The organism is Pseudarthrobacter sp. BRE9 (assembly GCF_031844305.1).
Taxonomy (GTDB): domain Bacteria; phylum Actinomycetota; class Actinomycetes; order Actinomycetales; family Micrococcaceae; genus Arthrobacter.
Genome location: NZ_JAUZUY010000002.1, coordinates 521,426 through 536,892, shown reverse-complemented (window position 1 = coordinate 536,892; position 15,467 = coordinate 521,426). Strand labels below are relative to the sequence as shown.

The following is a 15,467-nucleotide window of genomic DNA, read 5'->3' as shown; positions in this document are numbered from 1 at the left end:
GCCTACACAGCCATAGCTTGTTTCTGCAGCCAAGAGGTGATTCTCCGGGGCTGTGGCGGTGGCGGGAAACCGCACATTGGGGGGAGGTATCCCGCCGCCGACCTGCACGACTGACGAAATGGGGCGAACTGAGTGTTGAACAACGACATCGGCCCGGGGGAGATCCCCGAAACCGAGCAGGTGGATGTAGCCGGGCAGGACGAGCCTGCCGAGGTGATCAGGCGGGGCCGGAAGAAGCCTGTCCTTCTGGCGGCGGCCGCCGTCGTGCTGTTAGCCGGCGGAACGGCTCTTGGAACGGTGTTGCCGGATCCCAAGGAAAGCACCGCGTACAAGTCCCTTGCCAGCGAGAAGTCCACCGTCGAGACCGAACGGGATGCGGCGCTTTCCAGCTACGCCTCGCTGAAAGGCAAGTACGACTCGCTTGAGAACGGAATGGCGTCCCGCGAGTCCAAGGTTGCGGCCAGGGAGGCCGAAGTCGGCAAGGCCGACGCTGCCGTGAAGACGGCTGAGGCAGCGGTCAAGGCCCGCGAGGACGCCGTGACCGGAGCCGAGAAGGCGAAGGCGGCGCGCACCGTGGGCGACGGCACGTGGACTGTGGGCACGGACATCGAACCCGGCACCTACCGGGCCGCGGCTGCCGTGGGATCCACCTGCTACTGGGGGATCTACCGCAGCGGCAGCAACGGCAGCGACATCATCGAAAACGACATCCCCGGCGGCGGCCGACCGGTTGTCACCCTGTCAGCAGGGCAAGACTTCAACTCAACCCGCTGCGGCAAATGGGAAAAACAGTAACCACTGCTACTCCGCAGCATCATCCAACCGCATCACTTGAAAGGCACCATCATGACCAACCAGAACTTCGTCCCCATCCCGCCGGCTGCCCAGGCACCTGCCACCCGCCCGTTCTACAAGAAAAAGCGCTTCGTTGTCCCCGCAGGCGTCCTGCTGGTGGGCATTCTCATGGGTTCCTGCTCCGGCGGAAGCAAGCAGGCTGCGGACTCCAGCCCCGTCGCCTCCGCCGTAGCGTCCGCTGAGGCCACCGCGCCGGCTGCCGCTGTGCCTGCCGCCCCGGCGGCGGCAGCACCGCCGTCGTCAGCTCCTGCTGCTCCCGCGGCACCTGTGGTGGGCGTTCCGTTCTCCGTGAAGATGCGCAACGGCAACGTCGCCAGGATCACTATCGTGTCCGCCGTCCGCACCGACTCAGTCACCACCGGCGCGTTCGCTACACCGCCCAAGAACGGCACCTACCTGCTCCTGGACGTGCTCTGGGAAACGGAATCCGGCAAGACGAGCTCCAACCCGCTCTACTTCACGGCGAAGGATGCCAACGGGCGTAAGGCAGACATGAGCATGTTCGCCGATAATCAGCTGGGCTCAGGCGAGGTTCTGCCCGGCGACAAGGCGCGGGGCAACGTGGCCTTCGATATTGCTCCGGGTGCTGCCACCGTCATGATTTCTGATCCGCTGCTGCAGGAGGCTGCCCGGATCCAAATTTCGGGATAGGCGGTCTTGAGGTCGAAAGGAGGCCTACCGGATTCACCGGTTCGTCTCCTTCGCACTCCTCGGAGAGCTTCTTACCGTCCTGCATTCCCGCGGCTAAGGATCAACAAGACGGATGCCCTTCTCGTCCACACGCGGTCCTTCTCAATCATGAGTTGGGTGGTAGGGCATCATGGGACCCAGCAATCGCAGTCGAAATGGAGAACCTCAGTGAGCACATTTACCGATCCGATCGTCGGCGGCGCGATGCCGATGAGCACCTACGAGGGGCAAGTGTGGGAGAAGCTCAACGATCACTGGCAGAAGCGTAACAACCGCCGTGGCCTGCCGAACTGGGCGAGCACTGCGCTCGAGCGCACCGGAGAGGTAACAGGAATGGCCGTGAACAGGGTCACGGCAGCTGTGCCAGAGGGGGTCAAAGAGCCTATCCGCCGTGCCGGCGACGCTGTCGCCACTGCAGCGGTGCGGCCAGCGCTCGAAGGCGCTGCAGCGCTTCTCGAGCTGGTCAACGACTGGGCTATGGAGCTTAACGACCCTGAGGGCGTTGAGAAGCTTGCCCGCAAGCGAGGTCTCGACCTCAATAGTTTCACCGAATTGCGGCAGCACGATCTCAAGGTTTGCGACCGGCTGCTGAAATTCAACACCCTCACGTGGCGGACAGCAGGCGCACTGGAAGGTGGGACCATGGGTGTGCTGGCTCTGACTCCCGTGGCCGGTATCCCTGTTGCCATGACAGCGGACATTCTCGTCATCCAAGTCTTGAGCACATCGATTGCGGCGCGAATCGCGTACTCGTACGGCTACGACGCTAAAGACCCCGATGAGCAGATCTTCATCCAACGCCTGGTACGCCGGTCATTCATGGCGCAAGCAGCCAAGGTCGAGCCGCTGCGTGACGTCGCCCGCGCAGCTGACGCTATCAAGGGACGTGTTCGGTGGTCGGAGAAACTCCGTGCCGACCATCGTCTGCTGGCCGCCCTGGAGAAGTTACTGCAGCACGTTGGTCCGGCCGGTACCAAAGTGCCGGTTCAAAACGTCGCTAAAGTGTTGCCGTACGTGGGCATCCTCATTGGTGCCGGCATGAACTCAGCAGTTCTCGGCAACGTGGCCGCTGATGCGCAGCGGTACTGCCAGACCCGATTCCTGTGTGAGAAGTACGGGTTGCCGCTGCCGGCGGCCCTGGTTACTGATTCAGACGAGCCGTTGGCTGAGGCCCGGATCGACTAAAGCAGCCATGACGACCTCATGAAATAGGCACACTGCTTCGCGGTTGCGATCTGATATGCAGTGACTGGGATTTGCATGTGTCACGGAAGCGGTCCCACGATACGACGGAAGAGCACATCGATAACCCGGAGTAGCGGGCTGCCATCAGCGATGTTGTCCAGGTTGCCGAGATGACGGGCGCTCTGAAACCCACTCAGAACAACGATAATTGATTTGGTAACGCGGCAAAGAAGATAATAGAAGCAATGAAGGCCTCCGGATCGTTCCGGAGGCCTTTTGCATTCCCTGACCCCCGCACCAGCTGCCGTGCACGCCGATCCGCTTATCCATGAACGAATATTCTGTCCAAAATTCCAGCCCTTGGCATCCGCCAAGGGCACTTTGCTTTAACCCACTAAAGGAGAAACGATGACCGAGCAAGAAATCACACCGTACTTTAATTGGACTAAAAACCTGCTTCGCTACCACGAGCGGTCTGTTGTGGTTCAGGTGCCGGGCATTCAGGAATGGAGTCTGTGCTTCAGCGCAACGGCCGCCCGCATCGACAGGTTCTTGCAGCTGGGGCACGAGGGGTGCTTAACTCTGCCCCAATCCCTTGTACTCGACATAATTGAACTCGACCGGGGCGCGCCTTCCGACGCCCTTGCCGCTGACGGGTTGCTCAAGAACTTCGTGTTGTTCTGGAGTGCCCTAGCAGATGTCTATGGCGGTACCGGCACTAGGTCCCAGACTGAGGCAAAGCGTCTCGAACTCCTTATGGAATGGTCTTTGTTGCTCACTGCCCTGCCGGGGACAAACTACCCGGGAGTGAAGCTGTTGGCGCCTCGATACCGACACGAGCGCGCGCGGCTGGCTCTGACGAAGCTACGGAAAGGGCCGACTGACTTCGCGCACGTGGCACTGGGCCTTCAACTTGTGCAGGACCATGAAGCCTCGCTCGGCATGCGCTGGAATATGCGGTCAGCCTCGTTCTCGAGGATTGACGAGGCTGGTGGCAGAGGACGAAAAAGCTCTCTGCAGTCCTGGGATAAGTGCCGTGGCAAGCTGAACACCCACGACCAGGAATTTTCGGTCGAGGCTTCGAGCGTTCGTGCAGTGGAGAAGCCCGCCCTGATGCTCGAACTCCACGGCAATTGGCGGGACCACTGGACGAACACATTGCCTTAGCGGCAATCCCCGACTGAGCTAACGACCTTCACTAGCGCGGTCCACAACGTACACCTGACGTAGGGGGATACGCGTCCTCCAGCGCGGCTCCAACTTGTCGTAGTTGTCGAGGGTCAGTTCCACGACTTCCGCTCCTGTGAGCAGCCGCAGGTTTTGCCGTTCACGCTCGTAGCCCAAAGCGTCTTTGCTGAAACTACCAAGGCAGACAAAGAGGGCAAGTTCACCGTGTGCAAGCGTTCCACTCAGGCGTTGAACGTCCGGCCGGGACTGCTGCGCGGCAGTGTGTTTGCACTGGACTTTAATCACCGGTGGTTCGAGGCCGAGAGGGTCCTTGTGCGCGATGACATCAACACCGCCGTCCGAGGAGTAAGGCGTCACGCGCGCTTGGTATCCCATGGCGCGGAGGAGATCGGCGGTGAAATGTTCAAACTCTTCGTGTGAGAGGTCTTGCAGCAGGGTCTTCAGAATGAAGTCGTGGGTGAATTGGTCCAAACGGGCGGCACTTGGCTCGGTTTCGATCCACTCATCTACCGCGTGTGACTCAATTGAAACAACGTGTTCCTGTGTCGGGCTGTCCGTACCTGCATCGAGGAAGTTCATGAACACGGGAACATTTTTCTTGACCCGGAAAAGCGTCATTGCAGAGCCAATTTCATAGAGTGCAGCCTGGGGAAACAAGCCTCGAGAAACTCCCGTCTTGACCCACCTGACCTTGCGCCGGTGAGGGTGCACAGGGACTTCGGGTAGGTATTCGTATTCTCCCGTAATGACGCCAAAGTTGAGGGTGCTATCGGCGCGGTACGGTGCGATGACGACGTCGCCTGCCTTCATTTCAAAGCCGAAGCGATAGAGAATGCCAGCCCAGACTGGGATAGCTCCTGCCTTGGCTTCCGGATAAGCGCCGCTAAGTGCGCGCTTCAATGAATCGCGGTCTCTGCCGATTGAGCGAATGTCGGGAATGGCAGACCAGCCGATGCTGATGAATCCCTCCTCAACCAATTCATCAGACAGTGCGTCATTGTGAATGCCCCAGACTGCAACCAACTTGTCCCCGACCTCTCCCTTGCCGTTCAGTCAGCTCAGCCTACCGTCGGACCTCCCAGGATACTTAGGGGAACCTCCGTCCCGCTGGTCTGATCGACGCCATGCCGGTAGGCAACCTCGTAAAAACGTGGAGCTCGAGGGGCTTCTCGGATGCGACGTCGACGGTCCCCGAGGCGGTCTTCCGAGAACTGCACCGACAAACTTCCAATTCGACCTGCCACTGCGCCCTGGCCGCCGGAGATGTGTCGCGCGTATTTCCGCCGATTCGTTGTTGGAAGTTCTTCCGACTAGATCAAAATCTCACATCCTCCTCCTCCTCCTCCTCCTCCTCCTTCCAATAGCCGGGCCGCTGTCCCGTTACAGACCAAGGACCCCGCACGCTGAGGCGTGCGGGGTCCTTGGTCTGTTTCAAGGTTGCCGACGGCGGCACTATGGCAAGGCACGTGATCAGCGGGTTTCGCCGAGCGTCTGCGACAGCCTGTGCCCAGACCGTTGGCTAGTCAGCCTGCAGGTCCGGTGCCGGCATCAGACCTCGGGAAGAGTGCAGGTATGACCCTCGACGTCAATGGGGTAACCGCAGAGCGGGCATGCCGGACGACCGGCGCCCACCACCTCGCGGGTCCGCTTGGCGAACGCGCGGGCGGTGCCGACCGGCATCCGCACCAGCAGCATCTCGGACACGTCAGCGCCTTCCTGATCAAGGGATTCGTCGTCACTGTCAGCGTCGACATCGGTGACTGGGTAAGCCTCAATCACCACCTGCGCCGTCGTCGGGTCCCAACCTAGGCTCATGGCGCCGGTTCGGAACTGCTCCTCAACCGCCTCGAGCCCATCATTATCGACCAATTCAATGGGAGTGCCGGTGGGAACGCTGAAGGGGTTGTCCTCGAGGGTGATGAGCTGGTCGAGGATTTCGTCAACTTTGTCGGCCAGCAGAGCCGACTGCTGCTTCTCCAGGGCGATGCTCACGATTTGTGCGCCTGTGCGTACCTGCAGGTAGAACGTACGCGCCCCTGGAACGCCGACGGTACCGATGACGACCCGATCAGGCCAGGAAAATTCATGAACACGTGTAGGCATGCCAGTATCTTAGGCCACAGGGGACTCACGGCCCTGCCGGAGGTTCACCGTCACTCACCGCGTCAGCGGGTGACCCGTACTCCGCCGACGGCCCCCGTCCGGGGCGTGTCTCCCGGGCTGGGCAGGGATAGGTGCGCGGAAACGTAGCCCTGTTGAAGTGTGATGACCTGCGTCGTGGTTCCTGGGCAGTCAACGGTCAGTTCGACGGGCCAGAGTGTAACCGTGGGGTTCTCCTGCCGGATGAAGATCGTGGCGTTTGGAGCGCCGACGCAGGCAGCTGTGACCGTGTACGAGCCGGCAGCTGTCACCTCTTTCGTGGTGCCAAAGCCTCGGGCAGGGCCGTCGAGTGGACCCTCTTGAAAAAGGAGGACCGGCCCCGGCGCGGCCTGAAGGAGCGCGTCCAGGTCCTGGTAGTTTTTGACCTCGCGCTCCAGGACAAGGGGGTCGGCGGGTCGTGTGGCGGGTTCCGTCGTGGGTGAAGGTTCTGTTGTGGCGGCATGGAGAGCTTCGGCCGTCGATGTGTCCGCCGTGTCAGGGTATTCATAGGAGCACCCGGACGTTCCGGCCACCGGTAACAGCAGGCACAGGGGAAAGGCTAGCTGGCGGCAGATGCCTCGTATGTCCACGCTTCCCATGGTGGCCACGCCCGGCGTTCATAGCAACCACCGCCGGGTCACGGGCGCGAGGGTCAAGGCCAATATCTGCCAGTACCGCCGGGGCTACGCGAGGGCCATTATTGAAGGTGCCAGATACGCGGATTGGAGAAGGCCATGTTGAAGGCCCTGCTGTGCAGACTGAACATCCGGCACGAATGGCACGTCGAACACACCGAAGACGGCAGCCTGTACAAACGCTGTCTAAGATGCGGCAAAGACGACGATAGCGGCGGGGGAGGTGGCGGCGGGAACTTCAGTGCCTGGGTAGGACCAGTAGGAGGCGGCGGGGGAGGTTAGGCCCTACCGGTCCAGGAGCCATGATGCGTCCGTGTCCGTCTGCTGCCGTCGGCGAAGTCTTCTGATCAAAAGAGCGAAGGGCAGCAGCAGCAATTGCAGGACACCGGCCACGACAAGGAGGACAAGGAGCATGACGATGTCCGGGACATACAGGAGGAAAATCCCGGCGATGGCGGCGAAGTACCCGAAGATGAAACCGAGGATCGTCCCGGCGTCCATGTCTGCTCCAAAGAACGGTCACCCTGAGCGGGTGATGCTGGTCGAATTCTTGGCTGCCCGGTATCTTGCCGGGACTTCCCAGTGCGCCGGGGGTGGCGTCTTCAGCCCCGGACTCTTCTGATCCTCACCCTGTGTCTCCTCTGGGTAGGAGTTTGACCGGTTACGGGACGAGCCCGGTGCCACGGCCGATGAGGGCGATAGCTGATGGGGTCGGGAGGCTGGGGTGCCGAAGCGACCCTCGAAGACCCCCTCCTGCGGCGCCGCATCTCCAGCAGAACGAGTAGGGTCAAGCCGGTCCATACGAAAGCGGCAACGAATATCAGGGTTACCGCCTGAATCGTGCTCATGACAAGGGCGCCCAACGGGCGGAGCTCGTGAGCAACAGGTCGTGGACAGGGCGAGGGTCAGCACGGGTGGACATGATGTCCCGGCTTTCGGTGACTGCTGGTTTGGCTGACTTCATAGCCCAATGAGTAAAGTTTCCGCTCACCAGGGCGGCGGGGCAAGGCAAAACAAATTACGGTTCGGCCGCAGTCAGGAGGACATGAGAAAGGCGCGCCCCGTTCGCTGAGCGCGCCTTTCTCGATTCTCCGTGTCCAGCCGTTCGCATTCGGCTGCATCTATACTAAGCATGCTTATCATTGGTTTGGCAAGCCAGCACCGTTTTGTGGCGAAATCGCACTTCCTACTCGCGGGTTGCCTTTTGGAGAATATCCAGTGCTACATCATGAAGTGGTGTGCTCTCTCCACGCGAGCGGGCCAGCAGTACCTCCAAAGCCTCTTGCGAGTTCAAGTTCATGCGCTCAATCAGGATCCCCTGCACCTTTAAAATCATGTCTCGATTGGCCAAGGCTTCCGCCAGTTCCTTGCTCATCCGATGTGCAACTTCCCGGTCCCGGAGGTGGCCCAGCAAGACGGCGGCTGCGCTGGCGAGCCGCTCGATCAGGAAGACTGCGTTGTCATCGAATGCCAGCGGGAGGGGGGAGTAGACCTTCAGTGCGCCAATTTGTCTTCCCCTGGTGGTCAGCGGTGCGCTGAGAACGGAACGGACGGGAGTGTCCGCCACCGCCGCCGTCCATCTAGGCCAGCGAACTTCTTCTTGGGTGTCCTGGATGATGATGGGGCGCTGTTCCGCCCAGGCGCTGAGGCATGGTCCCTCTCCGAGCTTGTATTGCAGTTTGTCCGCTCGGAGCACAAGGTATCGGTGGCGCCGGTGCTTTCGCCGCGGCCGTCGGGGTTGATGATCGACGCCCCGGCTCCTGCCGAGTTCGGGATCGAGTCCTTCAAGACGTACGCCAGGGATTGCACCGCTTTGGAAGCATCCTCCTCGCTGAGAAGGCCGGTAATCATCCTCCCGGTTACTACGGCCAGTTCATAGGCCTGGGGAAGGGAATAGTTCATGACCTCTACCTTGTCCTGCCGGCAACCAAGGCTGCCGGCTAGCTGAATTACGGGCAGCGCACCTTTGCACTGGTTCGGGGGAACGAGGGCGACCGGCGGGTGGGACAATGCAGTACCTGGGTTGTCAGGTAGACGTCTAAGTCGTCTTCCGTGGTGAGGTCGGTGAAGCTCGGGGCCGTGAGTCGACGGATCTCCGAGCCGGTTTTCTGCATTGGCTGCCCGCAATGGATGTAACTGCCCGCGAAGGTCAAGACGCCCTCTGTGTTACTTTCCCTGTTCAGGACTGCGGCAACGGCTGCCACATCGGCAAAGTGCGGGTAGCTCCGCCGACATGCCCTGCAGGAGTAACCCACTTTCTATGGACACGATCAGGCAGCGGTCGGGTAGCTGGAGAGGATGTAGTCCGCGGCCGCAGGGCCCACCATCCGAAGCCGGCTGTCATGCACGTCCACATCACGGCAGTGCATTGCTGCCCGGAAAGTGATGTCAGGTACTGCGTCTATCCCCTTCAGGACGCACCAGCTGACGTACAGGCCGTAAAGGCTGTCCGCGGTCAGGGGGCAGTCCGTGTCGAACTCAGGGACGGTGGCTTCTGCAAGGAACGTTGTAAAATGCGAGGTGGCCATGTCGGCTCTCTTTCCCCGTTGTGCATCTGTCCGCCAGCAGGCTCTAGCGGTACCTCCTCGGGCCCTGCACTCGGCCGGAAGGGGGAGCGTACACACAATAGTGTGACGCTTGCCACTTAGAATGTACGCAATCCCGCGCCGACTGTCCAGCCGACCGGGGGAAAGCACCCACCGGGCCGCCTCCCAGCTCGCTGGCCGCTCGTCATTAAAGGGTAGGGTCTTCTCATGCCGGGCACCGACTGGTGCCGTAGGCTGGAAAGGAAACGTTTGGAAGTGGGCGTCTTCACGCCGCGCTTGATCGTCAGCGGTTGAACATACTTCCTAAGGACACGCCGTGGACGCTCTACCGTTTCTTACAGAACTGCGGGACGGAATTGCGTCCCGGCTCCAGGACATGGTTCTGGAAACGTCGGACGCTGAGGAGTTCTTCCAGGAACTGGCCGTCTTTTCCGCGTCCCTCCTTTCTCCACCTGAATCAAAGGTTCACTGCAATGTCACCGTGGCGCGCAGGAAGAAACCGGTCACGGTAGCGTGCAGCGATGCCCGGGCGCGGGCGATGGATGAACTCCAGTACGCGTTCGGAGACGGGCCTTGCCTGACGGCCATGCGGACCGGTATGACGATCTACGTCCCTGACGTATCCCGCGAACACCGCTGGCCCGAATACATCCAAGCCGTCTCGAAAAAGGGAGTCCAATCAATCCTGGGCGTCCCCCTGCGGTTGGAGGGCGAGTCCACCGCCGCCCTGAATATTTACTCCTCGCGGCCCCATGGCATTACCGGGGGGGACATCGCCCGCGCTGAACTGTTCGGCAAACAATCGGCCAAGACTCTCCGGTTGGAGCTGCGCCTGACCCAGCTGCAGGAAGCGAACGACAACCTGGAAGCGGCGATGAAGAACCGGACTGTCATCGACATTGCAATCGGTGTGATCATGGCGCAGAACCGGTGCAGCCAGGACGCGGCAATTACGATCCTGAGGAGAGCCTCCGGTTCCCGGAACATCAAACTGCGCGATGTAGCGGCAGGAGTCATCGAATCCGTCTCACCTCACGCCGCTGCACTTCGAACCCATTTCGATGAATAGCAGCAGTGCATCGCCTTAACCTGGCCTTCATGACTGAGCCAGTTGCGCGGATGCCAGTCGCCGTAGGGTGGGAACCATACTTCAAGGTGCCAAACTGCTGTACCGCTGGCGGTGTGGCTGGGTAAAGCAGGACTACTCCATCAGGGAGTAGGAAGAGCCCGAGGGTGTGCGCTCCAGCAGCCCGAAGTCGACCAGATAGCGGCGCAGCAGCACGACGTCGTCGGTATAACTGAGGAGCCGTTCGTTGACTTGCCTCTCTGTAAGCTTTTCTCCAGGGGCAATGACTTCACCCGCAATCCTGGCAAGGAGATCCCGCCGTTCCGCCACGTTCGCCGGATACCTGTCGATCCGGCCGAGCCGCATGAACCGGTCCAGTCCCGTCTGGGGCTGCCGGCGCGGCTGCTGGGCGAGCAGGTCGCGGAATACCGAGTCCGACGCGACCAAGTCTCCGGAGGCGCTCTGGTCCACGAGTCCGGCTTCAAGAAGGCCGGCGATAGCGCGGTTCCGCCGCTGCTCCTTCATTTCAGGCAGGACGTCGGCAGGCGCAGCCCCGAGTACTATCTGGGCGTAGGCAATCCGTGCGTCGCCGTTGCCGAGCGTTGCCAGGACCCGCCGCCAATGGGGGCCGCTCATTCTCCTGCTTCCGGCCACGTCAGTCTTCTCCTCTGCCGCCAAGCCAAGCCACCTGTGTCAGTGGGTGCTCAGAGATCGTAGCCTTGAAGCTCTTGTTCCCGGAAGCGGTGGCGCCTTGGACACGCGTTACCGCTGGTTCCCACCCTCAATCCTCTTCTCCACGCTGCTGGAATTCGGCGACATCTGGATGATGCGCAGGATGCTGCTGAACATCCGGGACCGGGCCGAAACGGTCCCGCTGTAATGGGGGCAAGCCAAGCATCCGCCCACCCGGCCCGGTGCCCCGCCTAGAAACTGGTCACCAGTTCGCCCAGTACTTCTTCCAGCCTGTTCGGATCGGTGGCGTCATAGTAGTGCGCCCCGCTGGCCCGGGCGATTTCCCGCAGAGTGGGGACATCGGCGTCGGGCCCGTATGCGAGGGTAAACACAAGCACCGGCGTCGAGTGGTTCTGGTGGCTCAACTGTTCGGAGAGCCCGGCCAGGTCTCCCGGGTGGCGGGAATCGTTTTTGCCGTCACTTAGAAGCACGATGGTGTTGATGAAGGTGTCTTTGTAGTCCTTGGCCTGATCGCCCGCAAACCGGCTCACCGCTTCGAACAGAGGCGTAGCTTCCACTGCCTGGAGCTCACCAAGCTTGGCGACGATATCTTCCTTATTCGTCTTGAACGGTGCTACCGGACTGACGATGCCCGGTTGCAGGGGACCGTCGCCCACGTGGGAGAAGGCGGCGAGCCCAATCTCATCCTCACCCGTGAAATGGTCCAGTGCCTTGCGGACGGCGTCCTTGGCCCGTTGCAGCTTGGTGACTCCGGGCTCCTGCACCATGGAATCGGAGACATCCAGCAGGAACAGGGCCCTGGCCCGCTTTCGGATGTCGGGAAAGCTGTCCTGCATGCTAATGAGCGCCTCCGCCTTGGGCAGTGGCAACTGCTGGAGCGTTTCAGCGTACCGCCCGGTTTCTGCCACTCCGGCATCCAGCGCGCCCTGGATGCTCCGGTACCCGGATGCCTTCACGAGCTGTTGGCCCTGTTCGGTCACGGCGAACGCGATGAAATCCCGGGCGGCCAGACGCTGCTGGCTTCCCACCCAATCCCCGTCGAGGACCACTGCCGGGTTATCCGCCACGTGCACTCCATCGTTGGGATAAATGGCGCGGAGAGGCTCCTTGGGCGCGGGACCGGATTTCTTCGTTTTGCCGTCCTCGCTGACCACTCCCCGGTTGTAGTCCCAGACAGACTTTTCGTCCACGACCACGGCTGACAGAAATTCCGAGACTTTTCCGGCGTCGTCCGCCTCCCTGGTGTGCCAGAGGAAATGTTCAGGGGTGGCCATATAGTGGCTGGTGCCCAGTTCCACGGCGCGCACTTTCTCCACCAGCGGCGGTGCGTGCAGGTCCATGGCGTCCAACCCCCCTACGCTGCCGCCGGCGGCGCCGTAGGAAGCAGCCAGGGCCATCAAGCCCGACGTCGAGACCAGCGGACTGGCCTTGCCGAACTTGAACTTCCCCCAGTCGCCATGGCCGCGCTGCCCCCAGACGTTCTGATCCTTGGCCATGGCGAAGACCTCGGACCACGACGGCGGTTTGCCGTCCCAGCCCAGCTCACCAGCCATCTTCTCCGGCAGCGCGACGACGATCGCACTACGGGCGACGCTGGTTCCATCATGCGGGACGGTGCTTCCTCCGGCACCGGCCGCTGCAATTCGTAACCACGCGGAGGAGTCCGGCAGCCAGATGGAGGGCCTGTCCCCGGCCGGAACGGCGGGGAAGCGGGAAGCGACCTTGCCGGCGGCGACTCCCGATTTTTCCTCGGTAACTGCCGGCGTCACACACCTGCCATCCACGCTTCGTGGTTTCGCCACGTACTCAGACACCAAAGCCCGGACCATCTCGGCGTTCTCAAGGGACGTGAGGATATTCAAGGAGATACAGGGAGAGGCCCCGGCGATGGCGGCAGGAGAGTCCTGTGCCAGGGGTTCGCCTGCTGAAGGAGTGGTGCCGTTCCCTGCGGAAGCACCACCCTCCCCTGAACCCGTGGGGAAGATCAGCATTCGCAGCACGAATGCTCCGCCGACAATGAGAAGTACGACGACGGCCGACGCGGCGATCCAAATCCAGCGCGGATAGTTGACGTCAGCTGCTGCGTGTCGGCGGCCCATGCTCGTTTCCTTTGAAATCCGCCGGGTTTCCCCGGTGCAAATACAAATGATGAAACCGGTCCGCGGCAGTCACACCGCGGGTGCGCCTTGCCCCCCGCCCGGATGCCCCAACAACTGGATACGCCCTTTGAGGATAACCCGGGTGGGCGCGATGTGAGTGTGGTGATTCACATCTTTTCCGCAACCGCCAATGCAGTCCCTACCAGCCTGCTGCTGGCTCTGGATGAAGCGGCGCACCAGGTCTAGATTGGATCTTGGCTTATGCAGCGGGCCCACTCACACCGAATCCAGGAGGGGGACCATGAGCCCCACACCGAAACAGCCGATCACCGATGACAGCATCCAAGTCCGCCAGGTCAACCATTACCAATTCAGCTGGGTCGCCGGAGACGCCGGAAAGCCTGGCACCTGGACGCTCCAATTGGTCCTGGACCAGGGGGCCTGGGAAGAAGTGCTCACCCTCGACGCTGAGGATGCCGAGGTTCTCCAGGGCCTCCTGAAACGTTCGGCCACCGTCTTTTACGATGTTCGGCGGCGGACCCTGATGTTCGGGACCACGCCGGCTGGGCAGTAAATCCGGCTGCCGGCCAAAGAATAAGCCACAACGTGCACGGCGTGGTTGTGGTCTCCGTGACCGCCAGGAAGTCATCGACGAAAAGCCGGCAGTCGTCCAGCAGACCCTAGGCCTGGCCGCCCCCGAGGATCCGCCGAGCATCCTCCTGGGCCTGAAGGGCCAAATCACTGACCACCTCACCCCTGAAATGCCCGGCGGCCATGATGATGCCACGGAGTTCGGAAACGGTCAGCGCTGGATTTACACCGTGTGCCACCGCATGGCAGTTATGGCAGAGCGGAATGAGGTCGGCGATGGGGTCAAGCTGGTATCCGCTTCCAAGCATCGCCGGCGGCACCACATGGTGCACGGCGGCCGCCCCTGTGCCGGCCTCGCCGTAGGCCGACTCGAAGGAGAAACCGCAGGCGGCGCAGGACGTGCCATGGAAGGCCAGGCAGGCCCGGCGCGCGTCAGGGTCCCGTTCAAAGCGGTTCACCTGGATATGGCTGACCGCACCCGCGGGGTAGGTTCCACCGACCACTTCGGCCGGATCCCCCGTCGTTGGCCCGTACTCCCGCCACAGGCGTTGCAGAACGGGCCCGAACGACGGCGGCAAGGTCACCAGGGCGGGACCGCTCGCGATATCCCAGGGGTCGCAGGGGAAGGCCTCCCGAAGCGTCCCGGGACGTATTTGTTCGCCCAGCGGCAGCAGGGAATCGAAGGCCACCCCGATAAACCAGTCAGTGCCATCGGAATCGGCGCCCGCGGCAGCCTGGTAGGGCTCCGACGTCAGCCACCCGTGCCCGATCAGGCCAGTGCCTGCATCGTTGCTGCCTTGCAGCAGGAGCCATGCTTCGCTGCCAGGGACGATGTCAGGGCAAAAACCGATAGGCCAACGGTCCAGGAACCTGCCCGACTGCGCCACCTGCGCGACGACGGCTCCATAGTCCCAGCGGCGCAGCCGGTCCATGCCGCAGCCAAGAACTACTGCCGCCACTGCCCACCAAACCCAGCCATGCGTCGTCGACCCCCAAGCCCGTGCAGCGGAACTTAGATCGGTTCCTTGGCCAGTGCCTTGGTCTTGGCGGGCGTTTCCCGCCCCAGGCGTTCATCGAGTGTGACACGCAGCCGGGCCGCGGCAACCTGGACCCGGTGCTCGGCAGGCGTCGCTTTTTTCGTGGCGGGCTTGGCAGTGCCGTTCCGGGGAGCATGGACAAGACGGTGTTCAGGCGATGCTGCGCTCATGGTCCAACCTCCTTGGCACGGTCTTCATCCGTCATCCCATTCTCGCCTAAGTTCCCACCGTCGTCCACGACCGCCATCTCCTGCCCTGTACCGGCGTCGGCCTCTGCATCATCCCCGTTCTCCTCGCCGGACACGCTCTTCCAGGCGATGTCGAACAACTCAAGCTCCTCGGTACGGGCGAGTTCGCTCCTGGCCAGGACTTCCAACGTCGCCAGGCCCAGCGCCTTTGTTCCCTCATCGGGATCCAAAGCCCGTTCCAGCGCCCACTGGGTACGGCGCCACCATTCCGCCCGGCTGTCTGCTTCGGTCTTTTGCCTCAGGGCGTCGGCGTCCGCTTCGCGCTTTTGGTCCAGTGCGGTCTTGTCCGCGGCGGTGCGCTGCTTGAGCGTCCGCCAGTTGATATAGAAGGCCAGCAGGGCTGCGATAAGAACCGCCAAGGGTCCAAGCCCTGCAAGGATGACCCACCAGTCCGCCGGCCCCGAATGGACGACGACGTCCAGTGGGCCGGGGGAGGGAACAGGGGTCACCAGACCAGCTTAGGCGCCGGTCCGCGCTGCAGCCCGGCTGACACTC

Annotated in this window: 18 protein-coding genes; 7 read left to right on the top strand and 11 right to left on the bottom strand. The window is 62.0% G+C overall.

Features of this window, described 5'->3' with window-relative positions; translation table 11 throughout:
* Positions 1-132: 132 nt before the first annotated feature.
* The 4 genes from Q9R31_RS07390 to Q9R31_RS07375 all read left to right on the top strand — a co-directional run bounded on the left by Q9R31_RS07390 (position 133) and on the right by Q9R31_RS07375 (position 3,897).
* On the top strand, positions 133-795 hold the full coding sequence (locus Q9R31_RS07390) for a hypothetical protein (RefSeq protein WP_236819665.1): 663 nt from the start codon (positions 133-135) through the stop codon (positions 793-795).
* Positions 796-846: 51 nt separating this feature from the next.
* Positions 847-1,506 (top strand): DUF4352 domain-containing protein, encoded by a 660-nt coding sequence (locus Q9R31_RS07385; RefSeq protein WP_236819663.1) that lies wholly within the window; start codon positions 847-849, stop codon positions 1,504-1,506.
* Positions 1,507-1,713: 207 nt separating this feature from the next.
* The gene (locus Q9R31_RS07380; RefSeq protein ID WP_236819661.1) at positions 1,714-2,730 is read left to right on the top strand and encodes an EcsC family protein; all 1,017 of its coding nucleotides are present in this window, start codon (positions 1,714-1,716) and stop codon (positions 2,728-2,730) included.
* 408 nt (positions 2,731-3,138) lie between these two features.
* On the top strand, positions 3,139-3,897 hold the full coding sequence (locus tag Q9R31_RS07375; protein WP_311262072.1) for a hypothetical protein: 759 nt from the start codon (positions 3,139-3,141) through the stop codon (positions 3,895-3,897).
* Positions 3,898-3,915: 18 nt separating this feature from the next.
* On the opposite strand, the gene Q9R31_RS07370 is transcribed toward Q9R31_RS07375, so the two are convergent.
* The 6 genes from Q9R31_RS07370 to Q9R31_RS07345 form a co-directional block, all read right to left on the bottom strand.
* Positions 3,916-4,941, bottom strand: a complete 1,026-nt coding sequence (locus Q9R31_RS07370; RefSeq protein WP_236819653.1) for a restriction endonuclease — start codon at positions 4,939-4,941, stop codon at positions 3,916-3,918.
* A gap of 525 nt (positions 4,942-5,466) precedes the next feature.
* Complete coding sequence (locus Q9R31_RS07365) at positions 5,467-6,021, bottom strand: DUF3090 domain-containing protein (RefSeq protein ID WP_311262071.1); 555 nt, start codon at positions 6,019-6,021, stop codon at positions 5,467-5,469.
* 62 nt (positions 6,022-6,083) lie between these two features.
* Positions 6,084-6,590, bottom strand: a complete 507-nt coding sequence (locus Q9R31_RS07360; RefSeq protein ID WP_311262070.1) for a hypothetical protein — start codon at positions 6,588-6,590, stop codon at positions 6,084-6,086.
* Positions 6,591-6,977: 387 nt separating this feature from the next.
* On the bottom strand, positions 6,978-7,193 hold the full coding sequence (locus tag Q9R31_RS07355) for a hypothetical protein (RefSeq protein ID WP_311262069.1): 216 nt from the start codon (positions 7,191-7,193) through the stop codon (positions 6,978-6,980).
* Between the two features lie 685 nt (positions 7,194-7,878).
* Positions 7,879-8,388: a GAF and ANTAR domain-containing protein gene (locus Q9R31_RS07350; RefSeq protein WP_311262068.1), complete on the bottom strand. Its 510-nt coding sequence runs from the start codon at positions 8,386-8,388 to the stop codon at positions 7,879-7,881.
* A 574-nt stretch (positions 8,389-8,962) separates the two neighbouring features.
* Positions 8,963-9,220: a hypothetical protein gene (locus Q9R31_RS07345; protein ID WP_311262067.1), complete on the bottom strand. Its 258-nt coding sequence runs from the start codon at positions 9,218-9,220 to the stop codon at positions 8,963-8,965.
* Positions 9,221-9,554: 334 nt separating this feature from the next.
* On the opposite strand from Q9R31_RS07345, the gene Q9R31_RS07340 reads away from it, so the two are divergent.
* Positions 9,555-10,307 carry a GAF and ANTAR domain-containing protein gene (locus tag Q9R31_RS07340; protein ID WP_311262066.1) on the top strand — a complete coding sequence of 251 codons (753 nt, stop codon included), beginning with the start codon at positions 9,555-9,557 and terminating at the stop codon, positions 10,305-10,307.
* 132 nt (positions 10,308-10,439) lie between these two features.
* Here Q9R31_RS07340 and Q9R31_RS07335 read toward each other — a convergent pair whose 3' ends face one another.
* The gene (locus tag Q9R31_RS07335; protein WP_311262065.1) at positions 10,440-10,940 is read right to left on the bottom strand and encodes a DUF2087 domain-containing protein; all 501 of its coding nucleotides are present in this window, start codon (positions 10,938-10,940) and stop codon (positions 10,440-10,442) included.
* Between the two features lie 115 nt (positions 10,941-11,055).
* On the opposite strand from Q9R31_RS07335, the gene Q9R31_RS07330 reads away from it, so the two are divergent.
* On the top strand, positions 11,056-11,184 hold the full coding sequence (locus Q9R31_RS07330; protein WP_311262064.1) for a hypothetical protein: 129 nt from the start codon (positions 11,056-11,058) through the stop codon (positions 11,182-11,184).
* 43 nt (positions 11,185-11,227) lie between these two features.
* Here Q9R31_RS07330 and Q9R31_RS07325 read toward each other — a convergent pair whose 3' ends face one another.
* Complete coding sequence (locus Q9R31_RS07325) at positions 11,228-13,096, bottom strand: substrate-binding domain-containing protein (RefSeq protein WP_311262063.1); 1,869 nt, start codon at positions 13,094-13,096, stop codon at positions 11,228-11,230.
* Positions 13,097-13,397: 301 nt separating this feature from the next.
* Here Q9R31_RS07325 and Q9R31_RS07320 point away from each other — a divergent pair, with 301 nt between their 5' ends.
* The gene (locus Q9R31_RS07320; protein WP_091419761.1) at positions 13,398-13,670 is read left to right on the top strand and encodes a hypothetical protein; all 273 of its coding nucleotides are present in this window, start codon (positions 13,398-13,400) and stop codon (positions 13,668-13,670) included.
* A gap of 106 nt (positions 13,671-13,776) precedes the next feature.
* Here Q9R31_RS07320 and Q9R31_RS07315 read toward each other — a convergent pair whose 3' ends face one another.
* From Q9R31_RS07315 to Q9R31_RS07305, 3 genes are read right to left on the bottom strand one after another with little or no spacing between them, the layout of a single operon-like run.
* The gene (locus Q9R31_RS07315) at positions 13,777-14,646 is read right to left on the bottom strand and encodes an HNH endonuclease (protein ID WP_311262062.1); all 870 of its coding nucleotides are present in this window, start codon (positions 14,644-14,646) and stop codon (positions 13,777-13,779) included.
* Between the two features lie 53 nt (positions 14,647-14,699).
* The gene (locus tag Q9R31_RS07310; RefSeq protein WP_311262061.1) at positions 14,700-14,894 is read right to left on the bottom strand and encodes a hypothetical protein; all 195 of its coding nucleotides are present in this window, start codon (positions 14,892-14,894) and stop codon (positions 14,700-14,702) included.
* Positions 14,891-15,421, bottom strand: coding sequence for a hypothetical protein (locus tag Q9R31_RS07305; protein WP_311262060.1), 531 nt, complete (start codon positions 15,419-15,421; stop codon positions 14,891-14,893). Before Q9R31_RS07305 ends, Q9R31_RS07310 begins: the two co-directional genes overlap by 4 nt.
* Positions 15,422-15,467: the final 46 nt, after the last annotated feature.